General features: G+C 66.3%; 16 protein-coding genes and 1 pseudogene. 13 read left to right on the top strand and 4 right to left on the bottom strand.

The genetic code is table 11. The annotated features are described in order from the left end of the window. Nucleotides 1-31: 31 nt before the first annotated feature. The 7 genes from IB243_RS26165 to IB243_RS26135 all read left to right on the top strand — a co-directional run bounded on the left by IB243_RS26165 (nucleotide 32) and on the right by IB243_RS26135 (nucleotide 8,794). Nucleotides 32-835: a type IV pili methyl-accepting chemotaxis transducer N-terminal domain-containing protein gene (locus IB243_RS26165; RefSeq protein ID WP_192430011.1), complete on the top strand. Its 804-nt coding sequence runs from the start codon at nucleotides 32-34 to the stop codon at nucleotides 833-835. A 92-nt stretch (nucleotides 836-927) separates the two neighbouring features. Beyond that, complete coding sequence (nirD, locus tag IB243_RS26160) at nucleotides 928-1,326, top strand: nitrite reductase small subunit NirD (RefSeq protein ID WP_010459998.1); 399 nt, start codon at nucleotides 928-930, stop codon at nucleotides 1,324-1,326. 124 nt (nucleotides 1,327-1,450) lie between these two features. After that, entirely contained in the window at nucleotides 1,451-4,288 is a 2,838-nt protein-coding gene (locus IB243_RS26155) for a nitrate reductase (protein ID WP_192430010.1), read from the top strand. Nucleotides 4,289-4,455: 167 nt separating this feature from the next. Continuing rightward, nucleotides 4,456-5,379, top strand: coding sequence for a DNA-binding protein YbiB (gene ybiB / locus IB243_RS26150; protein WP_057270766.1), 924 nt, complete (start codon nucleotides 4,456-4,458; stop codon nucleotides 5,377-5,379). Next, nucleotides 5,376-6,209 (top strand): uroporphyrinogen-III C-methyltransferase, encoded by an 834-nt coding sequence (gene cobA / locus IB243_RS26145; RefSeq protein ID WP_192430009.1) that lies wholly within the window; start codon nucleotides 5,376-5,378, stop codon nucleotides 6,207-6,209. The genes ybiB and cobA overlap by 4 nt, the downstream gene beginning before the upstream one ends. 273 nt (nucleotides 6,210-6,482) lie before the next feature. Further along, on the top strand, nucleotides 6,483-7,196 hold the full coding sequence (locus tag IB243_RS26140) for a type IV pili methyl-accepting chemotaxis transducer N-terminal domain-containing protein (RefSeq protein ID WP_192430008.1): 714 nt from the start codon (nucleotides 6,483-6,485) through the stop codon (nucleotides 7,194-7,196). Nucleotides 7,197-7,354: 158 nt separating this feature from the next. Beyond that, on the top strand, nucleotides 7,355-8,794 hold the full coding sequence (locus IB243_RS26135) for a cellulase family glycosylhydrolase (protein ID WP_192430007.1): 1,440 nt from the start codon (nucleotides 7,355-7,357) through the stop codon (nucleotides 8,792-8,794). 69 nt (nucleotides 8,795-8,863) lie between these two features. Here IB243_RS26135 and IB243_RS26130 read toward each other — a convergent pair whose 3' ends face one another. Next, a complete protein-coding gene (locus IB243_RS26130) occupies nucleotides 8,864-9,352 on the bottom strand; it encodes an acyl-CoA thioesterase (RefSeq protein WP_010459986.1) in 489 nt (162 codons plus the stop codon). A 123-nt stretch (nucleotides 9,353-9,475) separates the two neighbouring features. Between IB243_RS26130 and IB243_RS26125 the strand changes: the two genes are divergently transcribed. Further along, nucleotides 9,476-10,609, top strand: coding sequence for a sterol desaturase family protein (locus IB243_RS26125; RefSeq protein WP_010459984.1), 1,134 nt, complete (start codon nucleotides 9,476-9,478; stop codon nucleotides 10,607-10,609). Between the two features lie 19 nt (nucleotides 10,610-10,628). On the opposite strand, the gene IB243_RS26120 is transcribed toward IB243_RS26125, so the two are convergent. After that, nucleotides 10,629-11,114 carry a DUF4124 domain-containing protein gene (locus IB243_RS26120; protein ID WP_010459982.1) on the bottom strand — a complete coding sequence of 162 codons (486 nt, stop codon included), beginning with the start codon at nucleotides 11,112-11,114 and terminating at the stop codon, nucleotides 10,629-10,631. Between the two features lie 292 nt (nucleotides 11,115-11,406). Between IB243_RS26120 and IB243_RS26115 the strand changes: the two genes are divergently transcribed. Both IB243_RS26115 and IB243_RS26110 read left to right on the top strand, forming a co-directional pair. Next, entirely contained in the window at nucleotides 11,407-12,582 is a 1,176-nt protein-coding gene (locus IB243_RS26115; RefSeq protein ID WP_192430006.1) for an ABC transporter substrate-binding protein, read from the top strand. A gap of 68 nt (nucleotides 12,583-12,650) precedes the next feature. After that, nucleotides 12,651-13,907 (top strand): NAD(P)/FAD-dependent oxidoreductase, encoded by a 1,257-nt coding sequence (locus IB243_RS26110; RefSeq protein ID WP_192430005.1) that lies wholly within the window; start codon nucleotides 12,651-12,653, stop codon nucleotides 13,905-13,907. A gap of 22 nt (nucleotides 13,908-13,929) precedes the next feature. Here the strand turns inward: IB243_RS26110 and IB243_RS26105 are convergent, their stop codons facing one another. Then, the gene (locus IB243_RS26105; protein WP_192430004.1) at nucleotides 13,930-17,202 is read right to left on the bottom strand and encodes an EAL domain-containing protein; all 3,273 of its coding nucleotides are present in this window, start codon (nucleotides 17,200-17,202) and stop codon (nucleotides 13,930-13,932) included. Between the two features lie 428 nt (nucleotides 17,203-17,630). Between IB243_RS26105 and rpsU the strand changes: the two genes are divergently transcribed. Both rpsU and IB243_RS26095 read left to right on the top strand, forming a co-directional pair. Beyond that, nucleotides 17,631-17,843, top strand: coding sequence for a 30S ribosomal protein S21 (rpsU, locus tag IB243_RS26100; RefSeq protein WP_005799779.1), 213 nt, complete (start codon nucleotides 17,631-17,633; stop codon nucleotides 17,841-17,843). A gap of 211 nt (nucleotides 17,844-18,054) precedes the next feature. Beyond that, nucleotides 18,055-18,501 carry a GatB/YqeY domain-containing protein gene (locus IB243_RS26095; RefSeq protein ID WP_192430003.1) on the top strand — a complete coding sequence of 149 codons (447 nt, stop codon included), beginning with the start codon at nucleotides 18,055-18,057 and terminating at the stop codon, nucleotides 18,499-18,501. A 111-nt stretch (nucleotides 18,502-18,612) separates the two neighbouring features. Here the strand turns inward: IB243_RS26095 and IB243_RS26090 are convergent, their stop codons facing one another. Beyond that, nucleotides 18,613-19,560 (bottom strand): LysR substrate-binding domain-containing protein, encoded by a 948-nt coding sequence (locus tag IB243_RS26090; RefSeq protein ID WP_192430002.1) that lies wholly within the window; start codon nucleotides 19,558-19,560, stop codon nucleotides 18,613-18,615. 118 nt (nucleotides 19,561-19,678) lie between these two features. Between IB243_RS26090 and IB243_RS26085 the strand changes: the two are divergent. Then, nucleotides 19,679-19,841: pseudogene (locus tag IB243_RS26085) on the top strand (tartrate dehydrogenase); the annotation flags it as partial.

The raw sequence follows: 19,841 nt of genomic DNA, 5'->3' as shown, positions 1-19,841 counted from the left end.
CTGATCGTCCGAGCCCCTAAAGAACCCCACCATGCACCGCAGAACCCTCCTGACCGCCGCCAGCTGCACCGCCGCGTGCAGCGCCCTGGCCCCGCTGGGCAACGCCCACGCCCAGATCAGCGACCTCAACGACGCCATCAACAAGGCCGGGCGCCAGCGCATGCTGAGCCAGCGTGTGGGCAAGGCCTGGCTGGCCCTGTCCCACAAGGCCGACACGCCCACGGCGCGCCAGGTACTGGACCAGTCCATGGCACTGTTCGAGCGCCAGCTGGCAGAGCTCAAGGCCTTTGCGCCTTCGCCCGCCATCCGCGAGACCTATCTGAAGCTGGAGACCGCGTGGGCCGCCCACAAGGTCACGCTGGCGGCCGAAACCTCGTCCACCGACAACGCCAGTGCCATGCTGCAGGCCGATGCCAAGGTGCTGGCCCTGGCCCATCAGGGCACCACGCAGTACGAAGCTGCCCTGGGCAAGCCCGTGGGCCAGCTGGTCAATGTTGCGGGCCGCCAGCGCATGCTGAGCCAGCGCATGGCCAAGTTCTACCTGGCCGCCATGCTGCCCGTGGACGCGGCCACCGCCACCACCGAGATCGCCAAGGCCCGCGGCGAATTCATCGCAGCCACCGAGCTGCTGCGCAACGCCCCCCAGGCCACCAACCGCATCCGCCAGGAACTGCAGCTGGCCGACGGGCAGTGGGTGTTTTTTGACGCCGCGCTGCAGCGCATGCAGGGTGGTGGCAACGTGAACCGCCAAGTGGCCGAGGTGTTCGTGGCCAGCGAGAACCTGCTCTCCAGCATGGACCGCGTGACTGGCATGTACGCGGCGCTCGCGGCCTGAGAAGCTGCCACAAGCCCCAACAAATAACGAGCCGCTCCACGAAAACCCTGGCAGGCTCCCCCACAACATCCCAAGACACCGAAGGAACCGCGATGACCACGACCCACACCCCGCAATGGAAGCTGATCTGCCGCGTGGAGGACATCCCCGAGCTGGGCTCGCGCCGCGTGGCGCGCCCCCAGGGCCTGGATGTGGCCGTGTTCCGCAACGACGCCGGGGGCGTGTTCGCGCTGCTGGACCGCTGCCCGCACAAGGGCGGCCCGCTGTCGCAGGGCATCGTGTTTGGCACCCACGTAGCCTGCCCGCTGCACAACTGGACCATCGGCCTGTGCGACGGGCAGGCGTCCGCGCCCGACGAAGGCTGCACGCCCAAGTTCGCCGTGAAGGTGGAAGATGGCGCGGTGTACCTGGATGCACTGGAGCTGGATTCGCATGCGCTCGATCTGGCACGGCCCCTGGCAGGGCCGGTGCGGCGCGGCCTGGCGGCCTGAACACCCGCCCCGCGCCCTCTGTCCGCAGGTCCAAAGGCCCATCGACCACCAACGCTATCAAATAAATAGCTGCCAGCGCTTTATCAACAAGCGCTGGAGTCCAAAAATATCTGGAATCCACGCCATGCAAGAAACCAAATCCACCTGCCCCTACTGTGGCGTAGGCTGCGGCGTGATCATCGAAAGCGACGGCCCCCAGATCACTGGGGTGCGGGGCGACCCAAACCACCCCGCCAACTTTGGCCGCCTGTGCACCAAGGGCTCGACCCTGCACCTCACCGCCAGCAGCCCCATCACGCTGCAGACCCGGCTGCTGCAGCCGCAGCAACGTCTGCAACGCAGCGATGCTCCACGCGCCATCTCATGGGACGCGGCCCTGGGCCTGGCCACCGAGAAGTTTGCCCACACCATCCAGCAGCACGGCCCCGACGCCGTGGGCTTTTACGTGAGCGGCCAGTTGCTGACCGAGGACTACTACGTCTTCAACAAGCTCGCCAAGGGCCTGATCGGCACCAACAACATCGACACCAACTCGCGCCTGTGCATGAGCAGCGCCGTGGCGGGCTACAAGCAGACGCTGGGCGCCGACGCGCCCCCCGCCTGCTACGACGACGTGAAACACGCGCAGTGCCTGTTCATCGTGGGCAGCAATGCAGCCTGGGCGCACCCCATCTTGTTCCGCCGCATCGAAGACGCACGCGCCGCCAACCCCGGCATGAAGGTCATCGTGGCCGACCCGCGCCGCACCGACACGGCCGGCATGGCTGACCTGTTCCTGCCTATCCAGCCGGGCAGCGACGTGATGCTGTTCAACGGCATGCTGCACATCATGCTGTGGGAAGGCTGGATCGACGCCGCCTACATCGGCGCGCACACCACGGGCTTTGACGAACTCAAGGCCCTGGTGCGCGAAGCCACGCCCGACCGTGTGGCCCAGGTGTGTGGCATTTCGGTGGCCGACCTGACCACCGCCGCCAAGTGGTTTGCCACGTCCAAGGCTACGTTGAGCCTGTACTGCCAGGGCCTCAACCAGAGCAGCAGCGGCACGGCCAAGAACGCAGCGCTCATCAACCTGCACCTGGCCACCGCGCAGATCGGCAAGCCCGGCGCAGGCCCGTTCAGCCTGACGGGCCAGCCCAACGCCATGGGCGGCCGCGAAGTGGGGGGCCTGGCCAATTTGCTGACCGCCCACCGCGACCTGACCAACCCGCAGCACCGCGCCGAAGTGGCCGCGCTGTGGGGCGTGGCCGATGTGCCCAGCAAGCCCGGAAAGACAGCGGTGGAGATGTTCCAGGCCGCTGCCGACGGCGAGATCAAGGCCCTGTGGATTGCCTGCACCAACCCCGCGCAGAGCATGCCAGACCAGGCCACCGTGCGCCGCGCACTGCAGCGCGCCGAGTTCGTGGTGGTGCAGGAGGCCTTTGCCACCGCCGCCACCTGTGCCTATGCCGACCTGCTGCTACCTGCCACCACCTGGGGCGAGAAGACTGGCACGGTGACCAACAGCGAACGCCGCATCTCGCGCGTGCGCTCTGCAGTGCCCGCCCCCGGCGAGGCGCGCCACGACTGGGCCATTGCGGTGCAGTTTGCGCACCAGCTGGAGGCCCGCCTGCGGCCCGGCCAACCCACGCTGTTCCCCTACACCACGGACGCCGCCGATGCGGGCGCCGAAACCGTATGGAACGAGCACCGCGAGAGCACCCGCGGACGCGACCTGGACATCACCGGTCTGTCGTGGGACATGCTCGAATCTGCAGGCCCCCAGCAGTGGCCGCTGCCTGAAGGCACCACCACCGGCAAGGCCCGCCTGTACGAAGACGGCATCTTCCCCACCGCCGATGGCCGCGCACGTTTTGCAGCACACGCCTGGTTGCCTACGGCCGAACAACGCGAATCGCGCTACCCCTTCAGCCTGACCACGGGCCGCCTGCGCGACCAGTGGCACGGCATGACGCGCACCGGCACCCTGGGCCGCCTGTTTGGCCATGTGGCCGAGCCCAGCGTGCAGCTGCACCCGCAGGACATGGAGCGGCGCGGCCTGAAGAACGGCGACCTGGTCTACGTGACGAGCAAGCGCGGCACCATCGTGGTGCCCGCGCAGGCCGACACCACCGTGGGCCTGTCGCAGGCGTTCATGGCCATGCACTGGGGCAGCGAGTTCTTGAGCGGCTGCTCGTCCACCGGCGAGCGCTTGGCAGGCGTGAACGCGCTCACCACCTCGGCCTACTGCCCCACGTCCAAGCAGCCCGAGCTCAAGCACGCGGCCATCAAGGTCCTCAAGGCCGAGCTGCCCTGGACGCTGCTGGCCATGGCCTGGCTGCCCTCCAGCAGCGCCCAGGCCACGCGCGAAGCGCTGTCCGCACTGATGGCGCAGTTTCCGTTTGCCAGTTGTGTGCCCTTCAGCAACAATACGCCGCTGGGCGAACCCGGGCGCGAGCGCGTGGGTGTGCTGCTGCGCGCCGCCGCGCACGAAGCCCCGCCGGACGCCACGGTGGAACGCATCGAAGCCCTGATGGGACTGGCCACCACCGACACGCTGCGCTACGCCGACAAAAAACGCGGCCAGCGCCGCGCCGCACGGCTGGCACGCCACGGTGACACCACCACTCTCGAAGGCATCGTGCTGGCAGGCGACACCAGCGCCGAGGGCTGGCTCAAGACCCTGCTGCAGGAAGAGCTGCCCGCGCAAACTTATGGCCGCCTGCTGCTGGTGCCCGGCGCCAAGGCACCCGTGGCCGTGCAGTCGCGCGGCAAATCGGTGTGCACCTGCTTCAACGTGACGGACACCGCCATCACCGCCGAGCTGGCGCGCTGCCACGGCACCGACGACGACCGCCTGGCCCAGCTGCAGGGCAAGCTGCGCTGCGGCACCAACTGCGGCTCGTGCCTGCCCGAACTCAAGCGCATGGTGCGCGCCACCGGTCCATTGGCGTCCAAACCCCTGGCGCAGGCCGCCATATAACGAAAAGTTCTCTAGGTTGCAGGAAAATAGCGAGCATATCCCCCAAGACACCAGGATTGGTGCAACAGGGCTCCAGCTAGGCATCTCGGCGCAGACAGTACTTGCGTACGGCAAGCCGAGATAACGACGCTGGAGCCCTGTTTCACCGATCCCGCCAAAAAAAGACCATGGGCATTAGCCAGTACATCAAAGAGATCGGCCGTGGCGCACGCGGCGCCAAGCCGCTCACGCGTGAGCAGGCCACGGATCTGTTCGGCCAGGTGCTGGATGGTCAGGTGAGCGACCTGGAGATCGGCGCCTTTTGCCTGGCCATGCGCATCAAGGGCGAGACCTCGGAGGAGATGTGCGGCTTTCTCGATGCCACGCACCAGCGCCTGGCCCTGCTGCCCGCCACCGACCGCCCGCTCATCGTGCTGCCCAGCTACAACGGTGCGCGCAAGCTGCCGGTGCTGACGCCGCTGCTGGCCCTGCTGCTGGCACGTGAGGGCCTGCCCGTGCTGCTGCACGGCATGCGCACCGAGGCGCGCCGCATTTTGGCATCGGATGTGCTGCTAGCGCTGGATATACCTGCGCTAACAGCTCCTGAAAAGATAGCAAATGGCACAGTGCGCCACATCCACACCCAACACCTGCACGCGGGCCTGGCGCGCCTGCTGTCGGTGCGCGAGGTGGTAGGCCTGCGCAACCCGGGGCACAGCGTGGTCAAGCTGATGAGCCCGTGCGCAGGGCCCTCGGTCGTGGTCACTGCCTACACCCATCCCGAATACTTCGAGATGCTGCAAACCACGTTCGGCACGCTGGGCATGACAGCACTGCTCTCGCGCGGCCTGGAAGGCGAGGTCGCCACCGACCCCCGCCGCACGCCCCGCTACGACGGTTTTGTGCGCGGCGTGCACCAGGTGCTGGAATCCCAGCAGCCTGGCACGGCCAGCGAGGTGCCCGGCCTGCCTGCAGAGATCGATGTAGCCACCACGGCGGCCTACACGCGCCGCGTGATGGCCGGCGAGTTGCCGATCCCGCCGGCCATCAAACGGCAGGTGGAACATATCTTGCGACTTGCCGATCAAACAGTTTCGGAGACATCCCCATGAGCCGCCCCACGCCCACCACCACCCTGCCCCCCTCCACACCCCACCTGGGCACCGGCGGCAGCTGCACGCTGGTCGGCGCAGGCCCGGGCGACCCAGAGCTGCTGACTATCAAGGCGCTCAAGGCCATCCAGGCGGCCACCGTGCTGCTGGTGGATGACCTGGTGAGCGATGCCATCGTGGCACACGCATCCCCCACGGCCCGCATCATCTACGTGGGCAAGCGTGGCGGCTGCAAGAGCACCCCCCAGGCCTTCATTGAAAAGCTGATGCTGATGGCGGTGAACGAAGGCGAGAACGTAGTACGCCTCAAGGGTGGCGATCCGTTCATCTTTGGCCGTGGTGGTGAAGAAGTGGAGCACCTGCGCGCCGCCGGTGTGCCCGTCACTGTGGTCAACGGCATCACGGCGGGCCTGGCGGGCCTGACCTCGCTGGGCGCACCGCTCACCCACCGTGAGCATGCCCACGGCGTGGTGTTTGTCACCGGCCACGCCAAGCCCGGCGACGCGGGCACCGACTGGCGCCAGCTGGCCGCCACGGCCCGCGACGCCAAGCTCACGCTGGTGATCTACATGGGCGTGAGTGGCGCTGCCACCATCGAGCAGGAACTGCTCACCGGCCTGCCCGCCAGCACACCCGTGGCCATCATCCAGCACGCCAGCCTGCCACACCAGCGGCATGCGGTCACCACCCTGGGTGCGCTGCACGCCACCATCACGCGCGACGGGCTGGCCAGCCCGTCGGTGATCGTGGTGGGCGATGTGGTGCGCGGCGTGGCCCTGACATCGCAGGATGCCGCCGCTGACGCCCCGCTGGCGCGGCGCGCCGTGTAGAACCCCGCAAGGCAGGGCCTCCCGACGTACCGGCAACTCTGGTGCACGGGGTGCGCGCCATGCCGGTGCACCCTGGCCCGCTTCCCACGCTTGTTGGCCGGAGCAGGCCTTGCTTGCCCCTTTGCGACGAGGCACTTGTACTGCCCCGCCTAGCGCCGCCACAGAGACGCGCGGCAAGCACAGAAAACTCCCTTTTTTGCAACACGCATCCAGCACATTGGCCCGGGTATTGCTTGAAACATGTATCTGAATGCAATGCGCGAAAGGACCCCCATGGCAGCCTATTCCCTTTCCCCACGCACCGGCACCGCTCCAGCGCCCTTCACCCCCTCCGTGGCCCCGTCATCGGCACCCCGCGACAACGAGATGTCGCTGGTCAACCTCGCAGCGCGCCAGCGCATGCTGTCCCAACGCATGGTGCTGCAGACCGTGCTGGCAGCGGGCGGCAGCGACCTGCATCTGAAAGCAGCACGCAGCACGCTGGCACTGTTCACCACCAGCCAGGCCACGTTGGTAGATACGCCGCGCCACCTTGATACCGCCGATGCCGACCGCATCCGCAAGGTGTACCAAGGCCCCAGCGGCGTGGGCGCCACCATCGACGCCTTTGCACAACAGGTAGGCACCGCGCTGGACTTCACGGAACGCCGCAGCCCACGCGTCGAGGAAGTGCTGGACCAGCTCGTACAAACCACCGACAGTGTGCTGGAGGCGCTCAATACCGCCACCACGGTGTTCGACCAGGTGGGCAAGGCGAAGTCCGAAACCCTCATGAAGGAGCTGGCAGGCATTGTGGCGTCGATCCAGACGGTGGCCCGCGAGGCCAAGGTGGTCAGCTTCAATGCCCAGGTCATGGCGGCCCGCGCAGGCCAGCACGGGCGGGAATTCGCCGTGGTGGCGAACGTACTTTCCGGCATCACCAACGAAATCGACGGACTTTCGCTGCAGGCGGTGTCGCTGGCCGGACGCAGCCGTGGCGCAGCCTGAAAAGGGTGCAACAGGCACTTACAATTGACAGCCATTGGAAACGGTGGCGGATGGGCAGAGCGCCCACACTCCGACCACGGACAGGCGGTGGCCCGGCTGCAGCGGACCCGCCCCTTTTTCACGCCAGACACACAACACTTTCGGGAGACGCGTAAGCCATGAAGATCACCACCCTGTGCAAGAGCCTGGCGTTGGCCGGTTGCCTGCTGGCAAGCACCAGCATGGCCTGGAGCTACGAAATCAATGCAGGCAAGGTGCTGGACGGTGCAGGCAAGGCCATCCAGCTGCGCGGCGTGAACTGGTTTGGCTTTGAGACCAACAACCACGTGGTGCATGGCCTGTGGGCACGCAACTGGACCGACATGATCACGCAGATGCAGGCCCAGGGCTTCAATGCCGTGCGCCTGCCGTTTTGCCCCGCCACCCTGCACGGCTCGGCCCCGCCCGACAGCATCGACTACAGCCGCAATACCGACCTGCAGGGCCTGTCAGCCATCCAGGTGATGGACAAGGTCGTCAGCGAGCTGAGCAACCGTGGCATGTATGTGCTGCTGGACCACCACACCCCCGATTGCCAGACCATCAGTGAACTCTGGTACACCCCCGGCTACAGCGAGCAGCAGTGGATCAGCGACCTGACCTTTGTGGCGCAGCGCTACGCAGGCGTACCCGGCGTGATCGGCCTGGACATCAAGAACGAACCCCACGGCGCGGCCACCTGGGGCACCGGCAACAACGCCACGGACTGGAACCGCGCGGCCGAGCGCGCCGCAGCGGCCGTGCTGCAAGTGGCGCCTCAGTGGCTGATCGCCGTGGAAGGCATCGGCGAGAACCCCAGCTGCTCGGGCGGCAACGCGCACTTCTGGGGTGGCAACCTGGAACCCCTGGCCTGCACGCCCCTGAACATTCCGGCCAACCGCCTGCTGCTGGCGCCGCACACCTATGGGCCCGATGTCTATGTACAGCCCTACTTCAACGCCTCCAACTTCCCGAGCAACATGCCGGCGATCTGGGACCAGCATTTCGGCCAGTTCGTGCAGGCGGGCTATGCCGTGATGCTGGGCGAGTTCGGCGGCAAGTTTGGCCGTGGCGATGCGCGCGACGTGTTGTGGCAGAACGCGCTGGTGGACTACATGGTCGGCAAGGGCATGCGCAGCGGCTTCTACTGGTCGTGGAACCCCAACAGTGGCGACACCGGCGGCATTCTGGATGACGACTGGACCACCGTGCGCACCGACAAGGTCCAGCTGCTGCAGCGGCTCTGGGGCGATGGCACGACGCCCACCACCCCGACAACACCAACCACTCCCACGACCCCAACCACGCCCACCACGCCAACGCCTGCCGGCGGTTTCTCGGTGCAGGAGATGATGGACAGCGTCTGGAACTCAGGCTATTGCCAGCGGGTTCGGGTCACCAACCAGGGCAATGCCGCGGGCAACTGGGCCATCACCATCCCCGTGAGCGGCACCGTCAACAACCTGTGGAATGCCACCTGGTCGCAGGCGGGCAGCAACCTGAACGCGTCCGGTGTGGACTGGAACAAGACCCTCGCCCCCGGGGCAGCGGCCGAATTCGGTTTCTGCGCCGCGCGCTAAGCAACTTTTTCCCCCATTGAACAAGGGCTCCTGCCATGCAGGGGCCCTTTTTTGTTCCGGGTTCCCGGCCTACCCGCCAGCGGTCTCGCGCACCTGCCTGAAACGCTCCGCCAGCTCCTTGCGCAAGGACTTGCGCAGCAGTGCCGCATCCCAGCGGCGGCGTTCGTCGGGCGTGGAAGGCGACAGCGGCGGCACCTGCACCGGCTTGCGCGCCTCGTCCACGGCCACCATCGTGAAGAAGCAGCTGTTCACATGCCGCACCACCTGCGAGCGGATGTCTTCGGCCACCACCTTGATGCCGACCTCCATCGACGAGGAACCGGTGTAGTTCACGCTGGCCAGGAAGGTCACCAGCTCCCCCACATGGATGGGCTGCAGGAACATCACCTGGTCTACGCTCAGTGTCACCACATAGCAGGCCGAATAGCGGCTTGCGCACGAATAGGCCACCTGGTCCAGCAGCTTGAGAATGGCCCCGCCGTGCACATTGCCGGAGAAATTGGCCATGTCGGGAGACATCAGCACCGTCATGCTGAGTTGGTGTGAAGGGATGTTCATGCCACGATTTTAGGGCTCCACCGTGTTGCAGGCACAACGCCGCAGGCCGCTACACTCGCGCCACACAAGCCAGATCACGGCCCATCAAAAAGCCAAGCAGGCCGGGAGGCCAGAGGGGAAAGCATGCTCGAAATCGACAAACTCAATGAATTCACCGAAAGCCATGGCGCGCTGCGGCGCGGGCGGGGCCTCGTGTCCGGCGTGATTGCGCTCACGCTGGCCATCCTGTGTTTTCTGGGCGTGCTGGCCTTCCACTTCCCCGAATACCTGACCACGCCACAACTGCGCAAGAGCTACGACGTAACGGTGATCCGCTACATCATGCTGACCGCCATGGCCATCGCAGGGGGCATCTCCCTCGTCAACATCCTCTTCAACCGCTCGCGCTGGCTGGCCACGTTTGCCTTTGCCATGGTGGCGCTGGCGGCGTTCCTGGGCGGCCACAAAGTCGAGGTGGACCCGAACTTCCCCGACAACACCCCGTACATCGGCCTGGACTGGTTCATCCTCGACCTGCTGGGCAGCTCCCTGATCTTCATCTTCATCGAGAAGCTGTTCGCGCTGCGCAAGGACCAGCCCATCTTCCGCGCCGAGTGGCAGACGGACTTCCACCATTTCATCGTGAACCACATGGTGGTGGGCTTCGTGCTGCTGGCCACCAACCTCATCGTGCACCGGTTTTTTGGCTGGGCGGCCAACGACGGTATTCGCGGCTGGGTGCAGGGCCTGAACTTCTGGGTGGCGCTGTTCCTCATCGTGCTGGTGGCCGACCTGGTGCAGTACTGGACCCACCGTGCCTACCACGAGGTACCGGTGTTGTGGCGCCTGCACGCCGTGCACCACAGCGTCAAGAGCATGGACTGGATGGCGGGATCGCGCCAGCACATCCTGGAGCTGATCATCACGCGCACGCTGGTGCTGGCCCCCATCTACGTGCTGGGTTTTTCCAAGGAAGTGATCGACGCCTACATCGTCATCGTCGGCTTCCAGGCCGTGTTCAACCACGCCAACGTGAGCGTGCGCCTGGGCCCGCTGCGCTACGTGCTGGTCACGCCCAACTTCCACCACTGGCACCACAGCCAGGACCAGGAGGCGCTGGACAAGAACTACGCCGCGCACTTTGCCTTCCTTGACTACCTCTTTGGCACCGCCGTGAAAAGCACCAAGCTCTGGCCCGAACACTACGGCGTGCTGGGCGACTATGTGCCCAACGGGTTTGTGAAGCAGTTCAAGTTTCCGTTCACCTGGAAGGGCTGAGGTAGGCCCGCCCGAAGCATTACAGCTTGCCGAGTTCGGCTTCGAGCGACTTCAGCTGGTTGCGCAGCTCGTTGGTTCGCGCCTCACACGCGGCCTTGTCCTTGTCGGCCCCGGCCGCACGCTCCTGCGCGAACTGGGAGCCTGACGCCAGGGTGCTGCGCCGCAGCGGGCCCGCATGGGCCACTGCGGTATCCGGTGCCATTGCAGCGCATTCCTGCTGGTTGCGCTCGACGGCCGCGCGCGCCTGGGGCACGCCCTGGTTCTGCAGATAGTGCTTGCGCTGCCAGGTTGCGCCGAAGGCGCCTTCCTTTGCGGTGGAGGGGCCGGGCTGAACGGGACTGGCGCCCTGCATGGCAGGCCGTACCTCGATCTTCTCGCCCTGGCCCGCGCAGGGCTCGTCCTGGAACGACACCTTGCCATTGGCGTCCGTACATTTGTTGATGGCCCACGCCGGGGCCAGAAAGCCCAGCGCCAGGGCGCAGGCGGCACAGTGGATCGGTTTCATGGAGCAGTCCTTGGCGGGTGGATGCCACATGCTAACGCGCCGCGCACAACCTGCCCGCCGCCTCCGCGATCACACCGGGCCCTGGCCCACGAAGCACGGCGTGCGAAGCGGCTGCGTGCCCCATGGCTTTGGACAGCCGTCCAGGTTTCCGCTCCTGCGCAAGGGATAGGGATAGGCGCCTGTCCCTAACTTGACGCAGCCCCGGTAAAAACCCGGTGGGTGCGCAGCCACCGCCCTCCTACCATCGCCGCACCTTGTGGCCACGGTGGCCGACACCAGGAGGAGCTGTTTGATGAAGACCCACGTTGCCCTGCCCACTAGCCAGCTGCTTTCCCTGGCGCGCCGCCGCAGTCTCGTGCTGGCGCTGGCAGGCGGTGCGGCCCTCGCCAGCCTGTCCGCCAGAGCACAACCCGCTCCAGGCAAGGGCGACATTCTCATTGGCCGGTCTACCGCGTTGTCGGGTGGCATGGCCCCTTTTCTCGCGCCCATCCATGAAGGACAGGATGCCGCGGTGGAAGACGCCAACGCCAAGGGCGGCATCGGCGGGCGCAAGGTCCGGCTGGTGTCGCTGGACGATGGGTTCGATCCACGCCGCACGCTGGAGAACGCCAAGCAGCTGAGCGAAAAAGAGGGTGTGCTGGCCCTGTTTGGCGTGTCCGGCACGTCTCAGGTGATGGCGCTGCTGCCCTACCTGGCGCAAGCCAGGCTGCCGCTGATCTCGGTGTACACCGGCAGCCCCGCCATCCGGGCACAGCAGCACCCCTATCTGTTCACCACCCGGGCCAGCTACGCCGATGAGCTGGTGAAAATTGTGCGCAACCTGGTGGCCGTGCAAAGTGCACGCATCGCCGTGGCCTACGAGAACAATGACTTTGGCAAGCTGCTTTTGCCACTGGTCGAAAAGACCCTTGCCGCCGAGGGCGCGACGCTGGCCGGCTCGCATGCCCTCGCCCCGACCGGGGAAGACGCCAACGAAGCCGCCAAGGCCCTGGCCGCCCAGAAACCACAAGCCGTGCTGCTGGTGGCGGCGGGCCCGCCCGTGGTGGCCTATGTACGCGCCAACCGTGCGAACCTGGGCGTGCCGGTCTACACCCTGTCTCTGGGCGCGGGCACGGCGGTGCTCAAGGCGCTGGGCGACGATGCGCGCGGCCTGGCCGTAGCGCGCACCGGCCCATCGCCGAGCAAGCCCACGATTGCACTCACGCGCGAATTCCAGGCATCCATGAAGCGCCACGACAAGCCCGTGGACTACGACCGCTATACCGGCTACATGGATGCGCGCGTGCTCATTGAAGGCCTGCGCGCGGCAGGGCCCGGCGTCACCCGGGCCAGCCTGGTCCAGGCCATGGAAGGCCTGGGCAACCTCGACCTGGGCGGCTACAGCTACCAGTTCAGCGCACAGAACCACCACGGCTCGAATTTTGTGGACATTGCGGTGGTGGGCTCCGGCGGGGTGTACCGGCAATGACGGCGTGATCGCCCCGATGAACGCTGCGGCGACAATGGCGGCCCCGCCACCGCTGCCTGTTCATTACTGTGCCCCACACCCCCTCTGTTTTTGACGCCGTCATCATCGGCGCCGGTGCCGCCGGCCTGTTCTGCGCCGCCCAGGCGGGCCAGCGGGGCCTGAAGGTATTGCTGATCGACCATGCCGAGAAGGTGGCCGAGAAGATCCGCATCTCGGGCGGCGGGCGCTGCAACTTCACCAACCGCGACCTGGACCCTGCCGCGCCCCACAAACATTTTGTGGGGCAGAACCCGCAGTTCTGCCGCTCGGCGCTGTCGCGCTACACACCCGCCGACTTCGTTGCGCTGGTACAAAAACACGGCATTGCGTTCCACGAAAAACACAAGGGCCAGCTGTTTGCCGACCGCTCGGCCGAGGACATCATTGCCATGCTGCTGGCCGAGTGCGCGGCGGGCCAGGTGACGCATTGGCAGCCTTGTGCGGTCAAAAACATAGCGTTTTCAGCCCCTGGCGCTGATCCATCAGGCGCTTGCAGCTATCAAATTGATACTGACCGAGGCCCGGTGCGGGCGCGCTCGCTGGTCGTCGCCACGGGTGGGTTGTCCATTCCCAAGATCGGTGCGACCGACTTTGGCTACCGCCTGGCGCAGCAGTTCAACATCCCACTCATCGAGCGCCGCCCCGGCCTCGTGCCGATGACCTTTGATGGCGCTCTCTGGGCGCCGTATGCGCAGTTGGCCGGGCTGGCAGTGCCGGTGCAGATCAGCACCGGCTCCAAGAAGAACCGCATGGTCTTCGACGAGGATCTGCTGTTCACCCACCGCGGCCTCTCGGGCCCCGCAGTGCTGCAGATCTCCAGCTACTGGCAGGAAGGTACGCCGCTGGCCATCGACCTCGCGCCCACCGTCGATCTACCGGCTGCGCTGGCGCAGGGCAAAGCCCGCTCGCGCAAGCTGATTGCCAACGAGCTGGCCACCCTGGTCCCGAGCCGCCTGGCCGATGCCTGGGCCCAGCGCGAGCCCGACTGGCAGCGCCCCATCAACGAGGCCAGCGACAAGGCCCTGGCGCGGCTGGCCGAACAGCTGGCGCGCTGGGAGCTGACGCCCACCGGCACCGAGGGCTACAAGAAGGCCGAGGTCACGCTGGGCGGTGTGGACACGCGGGTGCTGTCGCAGCAGACCATGGAGTGCAAGACGCAGCCAGGCCTGTATTTCATTGGCGAAGTGGTCGATGTGACGGGCTGGCTGGGGGGCTACAACTTTCAGTGGGCCTGGGCCAGCGCCCATGCCTGCGCACAGGCGCTGCCGCAGGCCGCAGGCCACTGACAACGCCCCCGCCAGACAGGCTTCAGCCCCACAGCGGCGCTGGCTGGGTGGTGCCAGAGCCCGCTCCACGCCCCGACGCACGCTGGAGCACGCCGTGCTCCAGGGCCCAGGCGTGCAGCGCCTCGGGCGGCAGCGGGCGGCTGAAGTGGTAGCCCTGCAGTTCCTCGCAATCCAGCGCGCTCAGCACCTGCGCCGTGGCCAGGTCTTCCACGCCCTCGGCCACGATCTTGAGGCCCAGCGTGTGGCCCAGGGCGATGATGGCGCGCGTGATCGCCATGTCGGCGGGGTTGCTCAGCATGTCGTGTACGAAGGACTTGTCCACCTTGAGCCGGTCGATGTCAAAACGCTTGAGGTAGGCCAGGCTCGAATACCCGGTGCCAAAGTCGTCGATGGACAGCTGCACACCCAGCGACTTGAGCGCGGCCAGTTGCTGCTCGGCCGCGTGGGCGTTGTCCATCAGCTGCGATTCGGTGATTTCCAGCTCCAGCCGGTGGGCCGGCATGCCGGTGCGCGCCAGCAGCGCCTCGATGTCCGTCACCAGCACCGGGTCGGCCAGCTGCGCGGCCGAGAGGTTGACCGAGATGGAGACATTCGCCAGCGGATGGGCCAGCGCACGTGCTGGATGGCCCGCCAGCGGCGCCTGCCAGCGCGCCCATTGCTCACAGGCCTGCTGCAGCACCCAGCCGCCGATCGCGCGGATCATGCCGGTCTCCTCGGCAATGGGGATGAATTCGCTGGGCGGTACGTTGCCCAGGGTGGGGCTGCTCCAGCGCAGCAGGGCCTCCACGCCCAGCAGGCTGCCGCCCTTGGCGGCCAGGCGCGGCTGGTAGTGCAGGCTCAGTTCCTGGCGCTCCAGTGCGCGGCGCAGCTGCTGCTCCAGGGTCTGGCGCGCCAGCGCGCGCTGGTCGGTCTCGGCCGAATAGAACAGCGCCATGTCGCGGCCCGTGGTCTTGGCCTCGTACATGGCTGCGTCGGCGCGGCGCATGAGCTCGTCGATGTCGCTGCCGTCCTCGGGGTAGACGGCGATGCCGACGCTGCACGACACGTTCAGCTCGTGCCCTTCCACCGGGTGGCTCTGGCGGATGAGCGGGATCAGCCGCCGCTCCACCAGCTGCTGCACGTCCTCGCGCCCTGCCACATCGCGCATGACCACCACGAACTCGTCGCCGCCCAGGCGGCTGACGGTGTCGCGGCTGCGCACGGCCTGCGTGAGGCGCCCGGCCACCGAGCGCAGCAGGCCGTCGCCGATGTGGTGGCCCAGCGTGTCGTTGATGGCCTTGAAGCGGTCCAGGTCGATAAACAGAACGGCCACCTTTTCACCGGTGATCGGCGCCTGCGCCAGCGCCATTTGCAGGCGCTGCACACACAGCGAGCGGTTGGGCAGCTCGGTCAGCACGTCATGGTGCGCCAGGAACTGGATGCGCTCTTCGCTGCGCTTGCGGTCGGTGATGTCGATGGCGATGCCGATGTGGTTGGCCACCGCGCCACCCTTGGTCTCGCGCACCGCAGACACCATGAGCCAGGCCGGGTAGGTCTCGCGCGAGCGGCGGCGAAAACGCACCTCGCCCTGCCAGGACTCCTTGTCGAGCATGGTGCGGCTGATCTGCGCCGACAGCGGCTCGCCGCCCGCCTCTTCCAGCAAGAAGCCCAGGTCCTCGCCGATGACCTCGTAGAAGTCGTAGTGCGTGCTGCGGCAAAAGGCCTTGTTCACGCTGATGATCTGCTGCTCGGCGTTCATGATGATGATGCCCTCGGACGAAGCCTCGAACACCTTGGCCCACAGCTCCAGCCGCTGCTCCATGACCTTGAGCACGTTGATCGGCGTGAACGCCGTGAGCACCGCGTCGCGCCCCTGGAACTGCAGCCGCCGCGCCGACAGCACGGCCCACGAAGGCTCGGTGCTGCCCTTCCAGCGCACCTCGAATTCATCCACCGAGCCCTGGTCCGCCAGGCGCTGGAAGAAGCGCGCCCGCACGCCAGGCTCCAGCCCCACGGCCCAGGGGTCGGTCTTGCGGCCACCCAGCCAGTGGGCCGCCGGGGCGTTGGAATGCAGCACCTCGTGCTCGGGCACCGAGGTGACGACCATCGGGATCGGGAACGCCTCCACCAGCTCGCGCTGCGCCTCCGCGGCGCGGGCGCTGGCGGCCAGCTCCTGCTGCAGCAGGCGGTCGCGGTCGAGCTGAGACAGCATCTCGTTGAAAGCCGTGACCAGGCGGCCGATCTCGTCGCGGCTCGACCAGTGCGCGCGCAGGGTGTGGTCGCCGCTTTGGCGCACCTGGTCGGCCACCCGCGCCAGCTGCTGCAGCGGCTTGGCGATCTGCCGGGCCACCAACGTCACCAGAGAAAGGATGCAGCCCAGCAGCACCAGCGCGGTGCCCAGGTGCAGCCACATGCGGGCATAAAGCCCGTCCACGCGGCGGTTCAGCAGCCGCTCCAGGTCGGTGATGCCCACGCCCCAGGCATCGCGCAGGGCGCCCAGCACCTGCGCCTGCTGCGCGCCCACCTGGGCCAGCGTCAGGCGCGACTCCCCGGCTGCCACACCCTGCAGCAAGGCCTGAAACCCCTCCAGCGAGGCCTTCAGCGCTTCGCGCTGCCCCCCCAGGGCCGCCCGCATCTCGGGCGAGCCCGCGATGAACGCCTGGTTGTAGTCCGACTCGATACCCTGCATCACCGCGTCCAGCCGCCCCACGAGCGTGAGCAAATCAAAGGACCACTGCGGCCCGCGCCCGGTCTGCGCCGCGTTCAAAAACACCACCGTGTCGTGCACCGCCTGGAGCAACTCCGGAAAACGCAGCACCACCAGCGACATGCCGTAGTAGCTGTCCAGGTCCGGGTCCAGGATCAGGTTGGACTGGTTGCCCACCGTGGTGAGCAACTCACGGCCCTCGCGCAGCAGCTGGCTGCGCATGCCGGTCAGAACCTGCGCATCCGTTGCAGACGGCGGCTGGGAGGCCAGCTGCTCCAGCACGGTGCTGAAGCGTTCGCCCACTTCCTGCGTGCGCAACTGCTCGTCATGGGCCTTGCGCACCTCCGTCAGCCGTGCAATCACTTCGGCCGCCAGCGGCGGCTGCTGGGACGCATCCAGAAACTGCCCCATGAGCCCGTCGCGCAGCACCGCCGCATACGTGGTGCCGACGATTTCCTTGCGCGTGAAATCGATGGCCACGTACTTTTCGTGGATCAGGATGCTGGACACATAGATCACCGCCGACAGGTCCAGCAGATAGATGAGCATGAGCTTGCGGCCCACACTGAGGCGGCCCAGCCAACCCGATACGCGGTGCATGAATGCCATGGTGTCTGCGGCGAAGGCCTGCCCGGGCGGATGACCTGGGCAGCCCACCGATGGTGGAAAATGATTGTTACAACGTGAAGCAATTTCCACGCCATTTACTGACTTCCCAGCCACGGATGCAGGGATGCGCAGTCATTGAGACTGCCGACACCCGGTAAGACTGGCAAGCCCCTGGCCAGTGCCACCGTGGAACTGCCTTTGCCAGGCCGCCGGCGGCGTCCTCCTCCCGCGCAGCGAGAGAAGGAGAAGCCGCGAAGCTGCACCGGGGGTGCTTCCCATTCACGCCACAAAGGCTATAATCTCCGGCTTTGCTGGCAATGCCCCGTCGGCCAAATACTAGTTACAGACGGGGAAACCGCTTTGTACGGACTTGAGGCCCGATCTCCCCAAGCCCCTCTGCGAGCAACATTTTGGAAAACCATTAGCTAATGACTACGATCCGCGTAAAAGAAAACGAACCCTTTGACGTTGCACTGCGCCGCTTCAAGCGCACCATTGAAAAGCTCGGCCTGCTGACCGACCTGCGCGCCCGTGAGTTCTACGAAAAGCCCACCGCCGAGCGCAAGCGCAAGAAGGCAGCCGCCGTGAAGCGCCACTACAAGCGCGTTCGCAGCATGCAACTGCCCAAGAAGATGTACTGATCTTCGGCCCCAAGCCTTGTTCGCTTGGGTCCCAAAACCCGCGCTAGGGACGCCAAGCGCGGGTTTTTGTTTTTTCGGGTCTGCCAAAAGGCTTTCTGGCGTCGTTGCAACGCCTTGTCGTAGCAACACTACTGCCTGCGGCGTTGACGCCTAGCCAGAAAGCCTTTTGGCAGACCCTTTGTCTCAGCCTGACCATAAAAAGGAAGCCCTCATGAGCCTCAAGGACCAGATCACCGAAGACATGAAGACCGCCATGCGCGCCAAGGACAGCGAGCGCCTGGGTACCATCCGCCTGCTGCTGGCTGCACTCAAGCAAAAAGAAGTGGATGAGCGCGTGGTCCTGGACGATGTGGCCGTGGTCGCCATCGTGGACAAGCTGATCAAGCAGCGCAAGGACTCCATCGCGGCCTTCGAGCAGGCAGCGCGCCAGGACCTGGCCGACAAGGAGAAGTCGGAACTCGTGGTGCTGCAGGCCTACCTGCCCGAGCGCATGTCCGCCGAAGAAACCCTGGCCGCCGTGAAAGCCATCGTGGCCGAACTGGGCGCCGCTGGCCCTGGCGACATGGGCAAGGTCATGGGCGTGGTCAAGACCCGCCTGGCGGGCAAGGCCGACATGGGCCAGGTGTCGGCAGCGGTGAAGGCCACGCTGGCAGGCTGATCCACCGACGGCCAGAACCTCGATAACGCCACACGGCGGCCTGCGTGGCGGTCAATATCATTTTGATAGCTGCTTGCGCTTACCAGATAAGCGCTGGCGGCTATTTTTACTTCAAACCGCACCGTTTTCACTAGCGCCGTCACTTCCCGCCGCCGGAGCCATCCCCCCGGCGCTAAAGTGCTCCTGCAGAAACTCCACGCAGACGCGCACCTTCGCCGACCGCTCCAGCCGTGTGGGGTACACGGCCCACACATTGGCCTCCTGCTGCCACTGCGGCAGCACCTGCACCAGGCGCCCGGCCTGCAGGTGCGCACCCACATCCCACAGCGAGCGCAGCACCACGCCGCGCCCATCCACCGCCCACTGCACGGCCATCTCGCCGTTGTTGGCCGACAGCGGGCCACGCACTTTCACCGACTCTTCCTGCGCGCCGCTGCGCAGGCGCCACACGCCAAACGGGTGGTCGCGCTCCTTGATCACCAGGCAGTCGTGTGCGGCCAGATCGGCCACCACACGGGGCATGCCTTTGCGCGCCAGGTAGGCGGGCGCCGCACACAACACACGGTGGTTGTCGGCCAGGCGGCGTGCGATCAGGTGTGGGGCAATCTCGTCGCCCACACGCACGTCCAGGTCAAACCCTTCGCCCGCCACGTCCACCAGCCGGTCGAACACTTCGAGCCGCACCTGCAGGCCCGGATGCCGCTCCACCAGGCGCGACACCGCAGGCGCCACGATCTGCCGCCCAAAACCAAAGCTGCTGCTCACGCGCAGCAGCCCGCGCGGCTCACTGCGCGTGACGGCCACCTCCTGCAGCAGCTGTTCCATGTCGTCGAGGATGCGCTGTGCCCAATGGAAAACACGCTCACCCTCCTCCGTCACCGCCACCCGCCGCGTGGTGCGGTGCAGCAGCTTGACCTGCAGATCCAGCTCCAGCAGGCGGATGCGCTTGCTCACGTAGGCGGGGGATGTGCCCAGCTCGGTGGCGGCACCCCCAAAGCTGGACTTGCGCACCACCGCCGTAAAAACGCGCAGGTCCTCAGCGGCGGGATGTTTATGCACAATTAGTGAAGAATGAAGCCACGGTTGCCAGATTGTAGTTTTTGCTGGCGTTTGAAACAATCACACCATTGAGGCCGAAAACCCTTTTCAGCCCACCCCTCCCGGAAGGACCTACCCAGTGACCCAGCAGCAGAAAAAGTACCAGATTGCCCTGATCGCCGGAGACGGCATAGGCAAGGAAGTGATGCCCGAAGGCCTGCGCGCGGTACAGGCCGCCGCAGCACGCTTTGGCTTCGAACTCGAATGCCACACCTTCGAATGGGCCAGCTGCGACTACTACG

Source organism: Acidovorax sp. ACV01 (genome assembly GCF_014851495.1).
Taxonomy (GTDB): Bacteria; Pseudomonadota; Gammaproteobacteria; order Burkholderiales; family Burkholderiaceae_C; genus Acidovorax; species Acidovorax radicis.
Note: the sequence above shows the minus strand (reverse complement) of the source record. Positions and strands in the feature narration are given on the sequence as shown.